At 61.9% G+C, this 13,296-nt stretch carries 15 protein-coding genes; 1 reads left to right on the forward strand and 14 read right to left on the reverse strand.

The features are described from left to right. Positions 1 to 239: 239 nt before the first annotated feature. The 9 genes from CCANI_RS11640 to CCANI_RS11680 form a co-directional block, all read right to left on the reverse strand. A complete protein-coding gene (locus CCANI_RS11640; protein ID WP_146324360.1) occupies positions 240 to 656 on the reverse strand; it encodes a PaaI family thioesterase in 417 nt (138 codons plus the stop codon). Then, a complete protein-coding gene (locus CCANI_RS11645; protein WP_146324361.1) occupies positions 653 to 967 on the reverse strand; it encodes a hypothetical protein in 315 nt (104 codons plus the stop codon). Before CCANI_RS11645 ends, CCANI_RS11640 begins: the two co-directional genes overlap by 4 nt. Next, positions 964 to 2,565: an acyl-CoA synthetase gene (locus CCANI_RS11650; RefSeq protein WP_146324362.1), complete on the reverse strand. Its 1,602-nt coding sequence runs from the start codon at positions 2,563 to 2,565 to the stop codon at positions 964 to 966. The genes CCANI_RS11645 and CCANI_RS11650 overlap by 4 nt, the downstream gene beginning before the upstream one ends. After that, positions 2,562 to 3,380 (reverse strand): SDR family NAD(P)-dependent oxidoreductase, encoded by an 819-nt coding sequence (locus CCANI_RS11655; RefSeq protein ID WP_146324363.1) that lies wholly within the window; start codon positions 3,378 to 3,380, stop codon positions 2,562 to 2,564. Before CCANI_RS11655 ends, CCANI_RS11650 begins: the two co-directional genes overlap by 4 nt. Positions 3,381 to 3,391: 11 nt before the next feature. Then, positions 3,392 to 3,949, reverse strand: coding sequence for an aromatic-ring-hydroxylating dioxygenase subunit beta (locus tag CCANI_RS11660; RefSeq protein WP_146324364.1), 558 nt, complete (start codon positions 3,947 to 3,949; stop codon positions 3,392 to 3,394). An 11-nt stretch (positions 3,950 to 3,960) separates the two neighbouring features. Beyond that, positions 3,961 to 5,163, reverse strand: coding sequence for an NAD(P)/FAD-dependent oxidoreductase (locus CCANI_RS11665; protein ID WP_146324365.1), 1,203 nt, complete (start codon positions 5,161 to 5,163; stop codon positions 3,961 to 3,963). Between the two features lie 4 nt (positions 5,164 to 5,167). Beyond that, positions 5,168 to 5,509: a non-heme iron oxygenase ferredoxin subunit gene (locus CCANI_RS11670; RefSeq protein ID WP_146324366.1), complete on the reverse strand. Its 342-nt coding sequence runs from the start codon at positions 5,507 to 5,509 to the stop codon at positions 5,168 to 5,170. 2 nt (positions 5,510 to 5,511) lie between these two features. After that, positions 5,512 to 6,894, reverse strand: a complete 1,383-nt coding sequence (locus CCANI_RS11675; protein WP_425457327.1) for an aromatic ring-hydroxylating dioxygenase subunit alpha — start codon at positions 6,892 to 6,894, stop codon at positions 5,512 to 5,514. An 84-nt stretch (positions 6,895 to 6,978) separates the two neighbouring features. After that, on the reverse strand, positions 6,979 to 7,530 hold the full coding sequence (locus tag CCANI_RS11680) for a cysteine hydrolase family protein (RefSeq protein WP_146324367.1): 552 nt from the start codon (positions 7,528 to 7,530) through the stop codon (positions 6,979 to 6,981). Positions 7,531 to 7,689: 159 nt separating this feature from the next. Here CCANI_RS11680 and CCANI_RS11685 point away from each other — a divergent pair, with 159 nt between their 5' ends. Continuing rightward, on the forward strand, positions 7,690 to 8,475 hold the full coding sequence (locus tag CCANI_RS11685; RefSeq protein ID WP_146324368.1) for an IclR family transcriptional regulator: 786 nt from the start codon (positions 7,690 to 7,692) through the stop codon (positions 8,473 to 8,475). Positions 8,476 to 8,628: 153 nt separating this feature from the next. Here the strand turns inward: CCANI_RS11685 and dmpG are convergent, their stop codons facing one another. The 5 genes from dmpG to CCANI_RS11710 are packed head-to-tail and all read right to left on the reverse strand — an operon-like array spanning position 8,629 to position 13,146. Next, a complete protein-coding gene (gene dmpG, locus CCANI_RS11690) occupies positions 8,629 to 9,630 on the reverse strand; it encodes a 4-hydroxy-2-oxovalerate aldolase (RefSeq protein ID WP_146324369.1) in 1,002 nt (333 codons plus the stop codon). After that, positions 9,623 to 10,549 (reverse strand): acetaldehyde dehydrogenase (acetylating), encoded by a 927-nt coding sequence (locus tag CCANI_RS11695; protein WP_146324370.1) that lies wholly within the window; start codon positions 10,547 to 10,549, stop codon positions 9,623 to 9,625. Before CCANI_RS11695 ends, dmpG begins: the two co-directional genes overlap by 8 nt. 20 nt (positions 10,550 to 10,569) lie before the next feature. Further along, the gene (locus CCANI_RS11700) at positions 10,570 to 11,346 is read right to left on the reverse strand and encodes a 2-keto-4-pentenoate hydratase (RefSeq protein WP_146324371.1); all 777 of its coding nucleotides are present in this window, start codon (positions 11,344 to 11,346) and stop codon (positions 10,570 to 10,572) included. Next, a complete protein-coding gene (locus tag CCANI_RS11705; RefSeq protein ID WP_146324372.1) occupies positions 11,343 to 12,266 on the reverse strand; it encodes a 3-carboxyethylcatechol 2,3-dioxygenase in 924 nt (307 codons plus the stop codon). The genes CCANI_RS11700 and CCANI_RS11705 overlap by 4 nt, the downstream gene beginning before the upstream one ends. Positions 12,267 to 12,276: 10 nt before the next feature. Next, complete coding sequence (locus CCANI_RS11710) at positions 12,277 to 13,146, reverse strand: alpha/beta fold hydrolase (protein ID WP_146324373.1); 870 nt, start codon at positions 13,144 to 13,146, stop codon at positions 12,277 to 12,279. Between the last annotated feature and the right edge of the window lie 150 nt (positions 13,147 to 13,296).

Raw genomic sequence — 13,296 nt, forward strand, 5'->3', positions numbered from 1 at the left:
GTGTGCGTGCTTGCGCGTGGGTTCATCGGGGATTTGCAACCTGAATGTCGGGTGGGTGAATCAGCTTGCAAAACTAAAGTAACCGCGATCACCATGTGTTTTAAGTCACTGTTCCGGAGGTTGGAACGTATCGGCTATGACCTGCGGATACGCCACACGCAAGCCGCCGTCCAAGCACGCAAAAACCCCTGCCAAATACCTTTTGAGGCACTCGGCAAGGGTTCGATACTGCGTTCTAACTACGCCTTGGGTGACGGAACGGTGTAGGTGGTAACAATCTTGGCGAGCACGGCGTCGTCAAGCGAAGAACGCACCACGGTATCGGTAACGATAACGGTTCGCCCGGCGCGCACAATGGTCGCGGTGGCGATGGCGTCACCCTCGCGCTTATTCGCAACTACGTTCACCGATGAACTGACCGCAAGTGGAAATACGCCGGCCGGCACTTGCTGCATCGCCAGCCAGGTTCCGCAAATATCCGCAAGCCCGAAGAGCGCTGGGGCGGAGAACATACCCGCAGGTTGCGTGACCGCTTTGTGCAGCGGCATGCCCACGCTTACCGCTTCTTTCGAACCTGAGATCGGATAAAGCTTGAGCGTAATGGCGACGTCATCGACGCGCGAGTAGAAGTCGTCCCATTGTTCGATGAAGGTCATGACAACTCCACCTCTTCCTTGTCTTTGCTGGTCACCCATTCCGGCTCGTTGACCATCAGGGAAACCTCCTTGCCGTCGCGCAGCTGCACGTCGAGAACATACCGGTAACCTGCGCTTTCACACTCGGCGATAGCCTCTAAATCGCCCTCCGGGACGGCCACCACCACGCGGCGACAGCGCGGCTCTGCGGCGAAAATCGCTGCGGTATCGGTACGCAATTCATCGGCTGTTCCGTATGTGAGTTCTACATCGTGTTGGCCGAATGGATACGTGTGGCGCAGCGGCGAGTTCGCTACGGGGATGGTGTTCATTGCTCGTCCTCCAGCAGGTCGTACACATGGCGGCGAATGGCGAGTTTGTCGATCTTGCCGGCGGAATTCCGGGCGATCTCATCGACGATGACAAGCCGCTTCGGGAGCTTGTAGCGCGCCAGGTGACGCTCGCAGTGTTCGCGCAATTGTTCGAGGTTGATCTCGGCGCCGGGGTCGAGCTGCACCACGGACACCACGCTTTCGCCCCATTTTTCGTCCGGCAGGCCAATCACAGCGTTGCCGCGCACACCGTCCATCTCGGCGACCACACGTTCGACTTCCGCCGGGTACACGTTCTCGCCGCCGGTGATAATCATGTCCTTCAGGCGGTCCACGATGTAGTAGAAGCCTTCCTCGTCGCGGTGGCCAAGGTCGCCGGAATGGAACCAGCCCGCGGTGTAGGACTTCTGTGTGATTTCCGGGTTGTTCCAATACCCGGTGGCCACGTTAGGTCCGCGCACCCACAGCTCGCCGGTGATGCCGGCATCGCGCACCTCCTCGCCGCTATCGGGATCCACCAATCGAATCTGTGTATAAGGCATCGGGATGCCACAGGATCCGACCTTCGCCTCCGTCATCGTCGGCGGCAGGTAGGTGGCAAAGGGCGCGGTTTCGGTCAGGCCCCACGCTTGCTGCACGTTCACGCCCTTTTCCAGGTATCGCCGGATCAGCACCGGCGGCACCGGGGAACCCGCGCAAATGGTGGCGCGCATGGAATCGAGTTTCGCTTCCGCAAAGTCCGGGTGTGCGTACATAGCTTCTAATTGTGCGGGCACGAGGAAGGCGGAACCGACCTGATAGTGCGCGATATCGCGCATCACCACGCCGGGATCGAAATGCCTGTGGATCAACACGGTATTGCCACGCACCAACGCGCGAATAGCAAAGGAGTTCAAGGCGCCGACGTGGAATAGCGGCGCGCTAGCCAAGGTGACATCGCCGGGGCGGGAATCCACCATGGTGTCCACATTGATGGAGTTCCACCACAGGTTTCCAAAGGTCAGCTGCGCCCCCTTGGGCAGCCCGGTGGTCCCGGATGTAAATAGCAGCAGCGCGAGGTCGTTCATGGTCATCGGGCGCGGCTTGCCCGAATCGCGGCAATCGGTCGCGGCGGCTTTCGTAGAGGTGTGCCAATACAGCGGCACCCGTCCCTCCACCGGCGCGTGGGCATCGTCGTCGACGATAATCACGTGGTGGCGCTCAATGCCGTAGATATGCTTGGCCATCGGCAAATGCGTGCCCTCGACGACCACGGTATGCGGCGTACCCTGCATCAACAGCTGGGATACCTCGGATTCAGAAAGCCGGAAGTTAAACGGCATAAACGTGGCACCAAGCCACCACGCGGCCAGCATTGTGTAGATAAAGGACCGCGAGTTCATGCCCAGATAAGCAACTCGATCACCCTGGCGAACGCCCGCCTCGTCGAGGTGCGCCGCCCACGATTTCACAATGTCTTGCAATTCCGCATAGGTAATCTCCTCACCCTCGTATATGAGTGCGATTCGATCGGGTTGATAGGCCGCGTGCCGCACGATCTGGGCGCACGGGTTGATATCAATCGTGTCTGGATTATGGCTGACGCCGGTGATAATCACAGGTCATCTCCTCCTGCCGCGTGTTCGAAACCGCGTGCGGCAATACCGCCGTCGGCGTTAATGATTGCGCCGGTGATATTCCCGGCTTCTGTGGGCGACGCGAGCATCACGTACGGCCCGGTGAACGTCGCCGGATCCGTCGGTATGTCGTGCAGCGGAATGTAGGGATTACTTGTCGAAGCCCGCCTGTCCAACGTGTCGCTGAAGCTGCGGCCCTCCAAACCCAACGCCGCCGGGCCTCGAAGATCAGTTCGCATCCCGCCAACCGCGACGCCATTGACCCGCACCTTTGGCGCCAACTCGTAGGCGAACTGCAACATCAACCCGCGGTCCGCGAATTTGCTGGCCGTATACACCGGCCCGCCGCCCGCCGCATAGAAGGCGGCATTGGAAAGCGTCATAATGATGGACCCGCGGGTCGCCACCAATTCCCGCCAGGTCGCCGCCACGGTCAGCAGATATCCTTTAACGTTGACCGCGAAGACCTCATCAAACACTTGAGCGAGCTCCGCGCCGGAATGCCGCGTGACGGAGCGCTGATAATCCCAGATCCCGGCGTTCGGAATCACGGTGTCCAAGCGTCCGAACGTTTCTTTGGTCTGAGCTACGGCGGCGGCGAGCTCATCCGGATTGCACACATTGGCCGCGAGCGCCAGCCCCTGGCCCGCGGGCAGTTCCGCGGCCACCGCACGCGCGCGGTCGAGGTCCATGTCCACCACCGCGACGCGGGCACCCTCGGCGCCGAATCTTCTTGCTAATGCCGCACCTAACCCGGAGCCCGCCCCGGTGATAAATACGGTCGTTCCTGTAACCATCGTCCGGCCCCTTAGAAAAACGTGGAGATGTTTTTAGAGGGCAGGACATTGATGTCCAGCAGGATACGGCGGTCAAAGATCTTCCACTGCCCCTCAACCTGCCGCAAAACGTCCGTTCGAGTGCCAGCGAAGATATCGCGCTCCCGTTCGAGCCTGGTGCGCCACACGAGGAAGTTTGTGCGGACCTCCACAACCGGCGCGCCGTCGAGAGTCCCGTGACGCGCGGTGAGGTTGGTGATCAAGTGGCGGGTGCGCGACGGCGGGTCCTCGGCCCACGCCATGCCGGAGTCGAAACGCCGGATGCGCCAGGCGAGGGATTCCTTGGTTTCGTCGTAAAACGCGGTGTCTTCCGGACCTGCGATGGCCAAGGCCTGCTGCCGGCGTAGACGATTTGTTCGAGTCGGCGCCCAGTAGTACAGGTCCTGGTCGAAGTGCTCCAACCAGTCCACGTAGCGGCCTTCGTCGAGCAGGTCCGCCTCGTCATAGTAGAAGTTTTGGAGTTCATAGTAGAGCTGGATGTCTACACGTTCGCCCAGCTCAACGCCTTCTTTACTGAGATAGTCAGTCATTGCCGTAGTTCCTAACGTGCAAGCTTTTTAAGGTTGATGGAAGGGTCTTGCAATTGAGCCGGGTCGACCACAATCCGCTTATCTATCAATCGGCGCGCGGCTCGAACAGCCATTGCACTATCGATCGCCGCGCAGCCCGCGAGCGTGCCGTCGGGCCGCACCCGAAACGCCACCTGCGGCTGCCCATCGGCGTCGGGCCGAAGCACCGTCTCGCCGTCCTCCGTCATCGAACCGACGCCCTCCACGTGCACGCCGTACCGGTCCGTCCAAAACCACGACGCACCGTGCTGCGGCAACTCTTCGCCGCATATCGACGCCGCGACCGTTTGCGCCTCATATACCGCCGACTCCCAATGCTCGTGCCGGCGTTGCAACGTGCCATCTTCATTTCGGGTACGGGCGCAATCGCCGAGCGCCCAAACCCGATCCATACTGGTTTGTTGCGCGTGATTTACCAGCACGCCGCCATCGCAATCCAGTTCGGCGCTGCGGGCAAGCCGCTCTTCCGGGACGATCCCCACGGCCATAAGAACCTGGTCCGCGGTAACGGATTCCGCCCCATCGATGCTGATCACATAGCCATTTCCGGTGTTTTCGATCCCCGTGGTCAGACCCGTGATCGTGCGCACCCCGTGGGCGGCGTGTAGATCATGTAAGCGATGCGCCAAAGCGTCGCCGAGCGCGGGCACAAGGGCGACCGGCGCGGGGTCGATAAGCGTTACCTCGGCCCCGAGTTCCCGCGCCGATGATGCCACCTCAGCCCCGATCAGGCCGGCGCCCACAATGGCAAGGTGCACGCCGCTGCGGAGGGTCTTTTTCAACCGTTCCGCATCATCGACAGTGCGCAGCACGTGCAGGGTGGGGTCGTCGAAGCCGGGGATATTGCGCGGCACACCGCCGGTAGCCAGCACAAGGTTATCGAATGGACGTGTGGTCCCATCTTCGAGAACCAACACGCGTTCGTCCGGGTCGATGCGCCCGACGGTGCCGCGCACGATGCTCACATTGTGCTCTTCGTACCAGCTGCGCGGGGCGAGCAGGAGTTGCTCGGCGTTCTTTTCCCCGGACAGGATTTCCTTGGACAGCGGCGGGCGATCGTAGGGCAGGCCGTGCGGGTCGATAATGGTGACGTCGCCGGTGTAACCCCGGGACCGCAATTCGCTCGCTAGTGTGAATCCGCCGATGCCGCCGCCAATAATGGTTGTAGAGGTCATGGCGCTACTCCCCCGCCGGCGTGCCGGGGTAGAGCCACACCTCGTCGCCGCGCACCTCTACCTTGTGCGTGGGCATATCCTCCACGGCGGGCATGCTGAGCACCTTGCCGGTTTTCAAACAGAATTTCCCGGAGTGCAGGGGGCATTCCACCTCGGCGCCCTCGACCCAGCCGTCCGCGAGGGAGGCATTGCCGTGGGTGCAAATATCGTCGAGTGCGTAGAATTCATCGTCCTCGGTGCGGAACACCGCGATGGCTACGTCGACGCCGCTCACATCGGATTCGATAACGGTGCCTTCTTCTTGCTCGAAGTCATCGATGCTGCCGATTTTGACGGGCTGTGTCATGGTTATGCTCCTAGGGGTTCTTGCTGGAGTTCGGCTGGATCTGCGGCCTGGTTTTCGGCCGGAGTTTCGTGCCACGCCGGGGTGGACATCAGTTCGCGCCACCGGCGGTACACGCCACGGCCTGCGGCGTCGGAATACAGCCCCGAGGTGGTGCCCGGGAAGCCGTCACGCTGCGTTTCTGTGCCTAGGCCCATCTGGTAGTTCAGCGCCGTATTGCCGATCATGAAGGCGTGGGCATTGGCCTGGCATTCGGACCAGTTTTCGCCGTCATCCTGTTCGAAAATGCCGGACGGTCCGAAGGTGCGCAGGTTGTACAAACGTTGCGCGCGCCGCACTTCCTCGGGCATGGACTTATCCAGCACGGTCCACGACCACACCTCCATCTTGTTGGGCCCCTTCGGATGCCAGACACGGATGGAACCGTTCACCGGCAGGTACGAGAAATTGGGGAACACGGTGGCGTGACCGTTGGTCAGCGGACCCATGACCTGCTCCGGGGAAAGGCGTTCCCGCAGGAAGTCATAGTCGTAGTATTCGTGGACGGGCTGGGCGTCGAACCGGTTGCGCGGGTGGACGGGGAACCCTGCGCCATTGCCGCGATCATCGGTGAATTGCACACCCGTTCGCATAGCGATTTCCTTTTTCGGCCCCTTGCCGGTCGGCGAAAGCACCATGAGCGCGGACGCGTGCGACATGTTCACGTGGTACCAGTCGGTGGCGAATTGCTCGGCGGCGAGCTTCCAGTTGCCTTCGAGCACCCATTTGGCCACGCCGCCGACCACGCAGGTCCCCTCCGGGTCGCGGTCCATAAAGGCGTCGATGTACCACTTCATATCGCCGAGCGCGTCTTCGAGCGGCTCCGCATTCGCATCCCAGTTCGCAAAGATGAGGCCCTTGTAGCTTTCCACGCGAGGCGCGCTCACCAGCCCCCAATCGGCGGGGTTGAAATCGCTGGCGTAGGCTTCCTGCGCGGGCACGTCCACGAGGTTTCCGTCGAGGTCATAGGCCCAACCGTGGTAGGTGCAGATGAAGTTTTTGGTCGCGCCTTCGTCCGCACGACAAACGCGGGCGCCACGGTGGCGGCAATTGTTCAGCAGCACGCGGACCTGGCGTTTTTTATTTAGCACCGCGATGACCGGATCCTCGCCCATATAGGTTTGGAAAAACGAACCCGGCTTCTGGAATTGATCCATGTGTGCGATGAACAGCCAGCTGCGGGCGAAGATGCGCCGCATTTCCTGGCGGTAGACCGCGGTGTCCGAAAAGATCCGGCGATCGACGAGCCCGCCATCGGGGTCGACCATGCCGCTCACATCAAGGTTTGAATCTAACGCCTCGGGGCGGGTGAGCCCTCCCCTAGGCATTGGGTTATCAGGTGTACACACGTTCTTTCTCCTAAGACTGCCGTGGGACTGTCACGGCGAACCTGGTGTCCAATTCACACTGTGCCCCGAAACACATAGCGTGTTCTAGCTCACGTTCCGTACAGCGGAACAACAAAATAGCGCCGTCATCGTGCTTATCGACGCCGCGTGCGAATCCGCGTCCGCAGCCGCGCACGCCGGCTCCACCACATACGCCCGAAACCCCAGGTCAGCGGCCTGCCTTACGCAACCTTCTACGGAGGCATTTGTGGCCACACCGGCCACATAGACGTCCGTCACCTGGTGCTCGCGTAGCAGCACTTCCAGCTCCGAATCGGTAAACGGCCCCGGTCGGCGATGCGTCACCACCTTGTCACCTGGAGCCACCGGCAGCACCAATTGCGCACCGGGGCTGCCTTCGGCGAGGCAAGCCATGCTTTCGGCCGCCTGCAAGAGCGGCATATTGGCCTGGTAGTCGCCGTCGAAGGCGATGCGCAACCACACCACCAAGCCGCCAATCTCCCGCATTTCTGCAGCGCAGCGGGTCACTTCGGCGACCACCTGCCGCCGCTCCACCTCGCCCGCAAACAACTGGCCGAATGCACCGTCCGCCTCGACGATGTCCTTTTGCATGTGCACTATCAGCAGCGCTTTCACACCGAATCCTTTCCCTCAAAAGGGGTTATTGTTTTGAGCAAGATTTACAACAAGCTCTAATGTGTTTCACATCACGTGCCGCACAGCGGAACAACACCCATCACAGACGATGTGTTCTAACCCACAATGGACCTGACTCGCCCACCCAAGGAAAGAACCATGAACAGCGCAAAACCAGCCGATACAAGAAGTGCCGTGGACAAGGCATTCAGCCTGCTCCGCAGCTTTAGCGATCACGACACCGCCGGGGTCGGGGTAAGTGAACTTGCCCGGCGCGCCGAAATGTCCAAATCCACCGCGCACCGCCTGCTGGCCACCTTGGTTGCCAATGGCGCGGTGGAACGTTCCGGCGAGGTGTACCGCCTCGGCCCCCTATGCTTCGAACTCACCAGCGATCGCGGCACCCGCACCAGCGATATTCTGAGCGAGATCCTCACCCCATTCCTCGCCGTCTTGTTCGAGCGCACGCGGCAAACCGTGCACCTGGCGGCCCTGCAGGGAAACGAAGTCGTCTATATCAATAAGCTATTTTCGGCGCGCCGCATCGCCAGCCCCTCTCGGATCGGCGGCCGCGCCCCCGCGTATTGCACCGGGGTTGGCAAGGCCATGTTGGCGTGGGATCCGGTCCGCGCGGAATCAGCCATTTCCAGCGGGTTGCACCGCTGGACGCCGTACACGATCACGGACCCCGAGGAAATCCGCGAAGAGCTCGCCACCATTCGCAAGGACGGCATCGCGCACGACCGTCAGGAGATCGCCCTCGGCCTCAGCTGCATCGCCGCACCTATTTTCGGACGCAACAACGAACCCATCGCCGCGATGTCCGTTTCCGGCGCATCCTCGCAATTCAAACCGGAGGAACACATCCTCGCACTCAAGCGCATTTGTGCCGCCGCGGGCCGCGCCGCGTTGGAGCACCAACGCAATCTCGAGCGCACAGCGTAGCCCGATCAGGCAGATCTGACACGGGGGTTTAGGCCACCTGCGGAAACGCAAGGGTTGCGCCCTCCCGATGTCAGATCTGCCTGAGGCAGCTGCGGCACCCCCACCCCCACACGCACCCGCAGCTAGAAAAACCCCAGCTCACGCCGCAGTTTGTCAGCTCTGCAGCGCTACCGCGACGTCGATAATCATGTCTTCCTGCCCGCCGACGTAGCCACGGCGTCCAACTTCGGCGAGGATATCCGCCGTCGGCACGCCGTACCGGGCGGCCGCGCGTTCGGCATGCAGAAGGAACGAGTTGTACACGCCGCGATGCCCTTGAATGATGGAGCCGCGGTCCATAGCGGGGATCCGTTCGACCATAGGTTTGAGCACATCTTCGGCGGCGGCGAGGATTCCATCGAGGTCCACGCCGTGCTCAATCCCCAGACGTTCGAACGCAACGGCGAGCACTTCCGTGGGCGAATTGCCGGCGCCCGCACCCAGCCCGGCCAGCGAGCCGTCGATTTGCGACGCCCCGGCCCGCACCGCCAGCACCGAGTTCGCCACCCCAAACGACAGGTTTTGATGCCCGTGGAATCCCACCTGGGCTTCGTCGCCGATTTCGTCGATAAGGGCAGCCACTCGGTCGCTCGCCTGTTCCATTATGAGGGAACCGGCGGAGTCCACGACGAAGACGCATTGGCAGCCCGCGTCGACCATAATGCGCGCCTGCTGTGCCAATTCCGCGGGCGAAATGCGGTGCGAAAGCATCAGAAAACCGCCGGTTTCCATGCCCAATTCGCGGGCGGCCTGGAAGTGCCGGATGGACACGTCGGCCTCGGTGCAGTGGGTGGCAATGCGCACCATGCTGGCGCCGCGCTCGCGGGCTTCCTTCAGGTCCGCGACCGTGCCCAACCCGGGCAGCAGCAGGCAGGCGATGCTGGCGTGCTTGGCCTCATCCACCGCTGCGGAGATCAGATCGAGGTCTGAAACCTTGGAAAACCCGTAGTTAAAGGAGGATCCGCCGAGGCCATCGCCGTGGGTGACCTCGATCATTTGTACCTTGGCGTCGTCGAGCGCCCGCACCACGCGGCGGACCTGGTCCTCGGTGTACTGATGCCGGATTGCGTGCGACCCATCGCGCAGGGTGGTGTCATTGAGGCGAATCTTAGGCATGGACTTTCCCTTCTTCGAGCAGGTCCACGTAGCGGTCGGCGGTAGCGACGGCGGCGGCGGTGATGATATCGAGGTTGCCGGCGTATTCCGGCAGGTAGTCGGCGGCGCCGCGGACTTCGATAAGCACCGTGACGCGCCCCCAACCGTTCCACTCCGGCCGCGCGTGATCGAACTGTGGTTCGGCGGTAAGCCGGTACCCGGGCACGTAGCCTTGCACGGTTTCCACCATGTGGTCGATGGATTGCCGGACTCGGTCTTGCAATTCGCCCGGCTCGGCGGCGGCCGCGGGCAGCGAGCAGTACACGGTGTTGCGCATCAGCATAGGCGGCTCGACCGGGTTCAGGATCAAGATGGCCTTGCCACGCCGCGCTCCGCCAACCTGTTCGAGGGCGCGGGCGGTGGTTTCCATGAATTCGTCGATATTGGCGCGGGTGCCGGGGCCCGCCGATTTCGAGGCTATCGACGCCACGATCTCGGCGTAGGCTACCTCCACCACGCGCGAGACCGCGGCGACGATCGGCGTGGTTGCCTGCCCACCGCACGTGATCATGTTCACATTGTCCACGGTTTTCAGCGCGTCAAGGTTTACCGAAGGGCAGAAGTAAGGTCCCACTGCCGCCGGGGTGAGGTCGATAGCGCGGATGCCGGCTTCCTGGTAGCGGGGCGCGTTTGCCCGGTGCGCGTACGCGGAGGTCGCCTCGAACACCAGATCGGGCCGATCGGGCTGCTCGAGGAGCCAGTCCACGCCGCCGGCGGAGGCGGTAACGCCGAGTTTTTCGGCGCGCGCCAGGCCGTCGGAGGTGGGGTCCACGCCGATCATATAGACGGGTTCCACATTGCGGGAATTGCGCAGGAGTTTGATCAAAAGGTCGGTGCCGATATTGCCGGGCCCGACGACGGCTGCGGTGTATTTTGTCATGGGTGTAGTGTGTCCTTGGGTTATTGGAAATGTGCCGTCAGCGCACCTAGGTGGCCGTAGTCGCACAGCACGGTGGCGCCAGCTGCGACGGGGGCTGCGCCGCAGAAGCTGCCTGTGAGTATGAGATCCCCGGCTCGCAGCGTAACGCCTTGTTCGCCGAGGGTCCGCGCCAGCCACACCAGCGGATTCAGCGGGTGGCGCATCACGTCGGCCCCAGTGCCTGCGCCGCGGGTCGCGCCGTCGATACGCATGGTGACGGCCACCTCGGGAAGCTCGGAAACCGGCACGTCAACGGGGGTTTTGCCGATAATTACGGCGCCGCAGGAAGCGTTGTCGGCGACGGTGTCCACGAGGCGGATGTCCCAGTCGCGGACGCGGGAGTCGATGATTTCGGCCGCAAGGTACGTCTTATCGACGGCCGCGACAACGGCGTCGAAGTCCGCGTCCGGCGCGAGATCCGTCCCCAATCTGAACGCTAGTTCGGGTTCAATTTTGGGGTCGATGAACTGGGAAACGTCGATGCTATCGCCCTCGGAATAGACCATACGGTCGGTAAAGAAACCGAAGTCTGGGCTATCCACGCCGAGCTGTTGCTGCATCGCCAACGAGGTCAGGCCGATCTTGCGCCCGACCACGCGATGCCCCTGCGACTCGAACGCCCGCTCCTGGAATTGCTGGATGGCGTAGGCGCCGGCGAGATCGAGTTCCGGGAGCGTCAGGCGCGGGGGTTCGATCGGCTGGCGCGTCGCGTAGGCGCCAAACAGCGCGTCGGCAACGCGTTCGAATTGCGGGGTCATTCGCGCTCCTCGGCGAACATGATGCCAAAGCCCGCGATGAATTCCTTGATGGGCCGGTAGTACTCATAGCTGACGTCGTAGCCACCGGTTGCGGAGTGCAGGGCGGCAAAAGCCGCGACCCAGCTGCGCACCTCGTGCGAGGAGTGACCTGCATCGATGTCCATCTGATCGGCCGTGTAGGCATCGAAGCGGGAGGGGTCATTGGATGCGCAGGCGTCCATAAACCCGCGGTCCCAATTGGGGTTGAGGTCCTGGATATCCGCCTCGCCGCGGGCGAACGCCTGTGCGGTGGTGATAACGCGTTCTTGCCGCGCGTTGCGCGCCTCCTCCGTGGGATGGCGGCCGTCGAGCAACAGCTTGCGCTGCTCCTCGGTGGCGGACACCCATTGCGGCACCGGCGGGTCGTGACTCAGGCCGCCCGATGCGATAATCAGAATTTTTTCGGGGCGGTTCTTTAGGAATTCACCGACGGCCTGGCCCATGCGGCGCACCCGCTCCATGGGTACGAACGGGCGAGCTAATCCATTGACGTAGATGGGGACCACGGGCTTGGCGGCGATGTCTCCGTACAGGATTTCCATTGGCTGCACGGCCCCGTGATCTAGTTCCATGCGGCGGGAAATGGCCATATCGATGCCGTGATCCAGTACGAATTGCGCCAAATCTTCGCTGATCGACGTGGGCACATCGAGCGGCCCCGCCTGGGAATCGTAGTCGCCGACGCCGAGCGCCTCGTAGCCGACGCAATAGGGCGGCATCAGGTCGTAGAAAAAGCCGTTGTAGTGGTCCGGCGAGAAGGTCACTACCAGGTCGGGGTCGAACGCATGTACCTGCTGGCGCACGGTTTCGAACGCCGCTTCGAGCTCGGCCTTGACCTCATTGCCGGGATCGTTGATGTGCAGCAGGGGGCTGTGCGACATCGCAAGCAATTTAAACATCGGAACCCTCCAGCAGGAATTCGAGTTGCAGTGCATTAAAGGTTGCGGCGTCCTCGTATTGGGGCCAGTGGCCGCAATTCTCCATCACCGCGAGACGAGCGTTGGGGATCAATTCGGAAATGCGGCGGCCTTCATCGACGGGGCCGGACGGGTCCTTGGTGGTCCACAGCACGAGGGCGGGCGCTTGGATGGCGCGCAGGTCATCGTCCGAAAGCATATTGCGCTTGCGCACTTCCATGTTTTGCAATGCCATGTTCATTTCGCAGGCCTTCTTCCAATCCGGCTGCTCAAAAATGCGCTGGCGGGTGCGGATCAAATCAGGCGTGACCATGCTGGGGTCCGCCATCAGCCACTCGAGGCGGGCCTGGACGCGCTCCCAGCTGGGATCCTCCGCAGCCGCCATGGAAAGCGAATACAAACGCTCCATGACCTGCGGGTTCGCCATGGTGCCGCCCATGGTATTGAGCACGATGCGGGCCACTCGATCCGGATGCTGCTGCGCGAGGCGGGCGGTGGTCCAGCCGCCGAGGGATTCCCCGGAGAAGTAGGCCTTTTCCACGCCGAGGTGATCGAGAATAGCCAGCACCTGGTCGATGTAATGCTGGATTTCTAGGGGATGATCCGGCTTCGAGCTATAACCGTGGCCGATGAAATCAATGGCGTAGACATTGAAGTGTTCCGCGTGAGCCTGCAGGTTACGGACATATGCTTCGGCGTGTCCGGTAATGCCGTGCAGCATCAACAAGGTGGGCTTATCTGGGGACCCGGCATGCAGGTAGCGGGTGCGGTAGCCTCCCGCATGAAAATAGCCTTGGCTAAATTCAACCTCTGCGAGATCGTCCCAGACGCTGGTGTATTTCATAGTTCCTCCGATCCAAGGGCGAGATAATGACATCAATAGTGATGCACCACACACTTTGTGATGGTAAGAGGAACACCTGTCCAACCAACAGGGCTGTTCCACCTATTGGAACAACCCTGCGTGCGTGTGAACCGACTTACGTCGCGGCCA

This window comes from Corynebacterium canis (assembly GCF_030408595.1).
GTDB lineage: Bacteria > Actinomycetota > Actinomycetes > Mycobacteriales > Mycobacteriaceae > Corynebacterium > Corynebacterium canis.

Coding starts and splice junctions, on each gene's coding strand:
- CCANI_RS11670 (WP_146324366.1), bottom strand. CDS start 5,509: ATGACACAGCCCGTCAAAATCGGCAGCATCGATGACTTCGAGCAAGAA.
- CCANI_RS11645 (WP_146324361.1), bottom strand. CDS start 967: ATGAACACCATCCCCGTAGCGAACTCGCCGCTGCGCCACACGTATCCA.
- CCANI_RS11700 (WP_146324371.1), bottom strand. CDS start 11,346: ATGACCCCGCAATTCGAACGCGTTGCCGACGCGCTGTTTGGCGCCTAC.
- CCANI_RS11665 (WP_146324365.1), bottom strand. CDS start 5,163: ATGACCTCTACAACCATTATTGGCGGCGGCATCGGCGGATTCACACTA.
- CCANI_RS11695 (WP_146324370.1), bottom strand. CDS start 10,549: ATGACAAAATACACCGCAGCCGTCGTCGGGCCCGGCAATATCGGCACC.
- CCANI_RS11640 (WP_146324360.1), bottom strand. CDS start 656: ATGACCTTCATCGAACAATGGGACGACTTCTACTCGCGCGTCGATGAC.
- CCANI_RS11685 (WP_146324368.1), top strand. CDS start 7,690: ATGAACAGCGCAAAACCAGCCGATACAAGAAGTGCCGTGGACAAGGCA.
- CCANI_RS11660 (WP_146324364.1), bottom strand. CDS start 3,949: ATGACTGACTATCTCAGTAAAGAAGGCGTTGAGCTGGGCGAACGTGTA.
- CCANI_RS11655 (WP_146324363.1), bottom strand. CDS start 3,380: ATGGTTACAGGAACGACCGTATTTATCACCGGGGCGGGCTCCGGGTTA.
- CCANI_RS11705 (WP_146324372.1), bottom strand. CDS start 12,266: ATGTCGCACAGCCCCCTGCTGCACATCAACGATCCCGGCAATGAGGTC.
- CCANI_RS11710 (WP_146324373.1), bottom strand. CDS start 13,146: ATGAAATACACCAGCGTCTGGGACGATCTCGCAGAGGTTGAATTTAGC.
- dmpG (WP_146324369.1), bottom strand. CDS start 9,630: ATGCCTAAGATTCGCCTCAATGACACCACCCTGCGCGATGGGTCGCAC.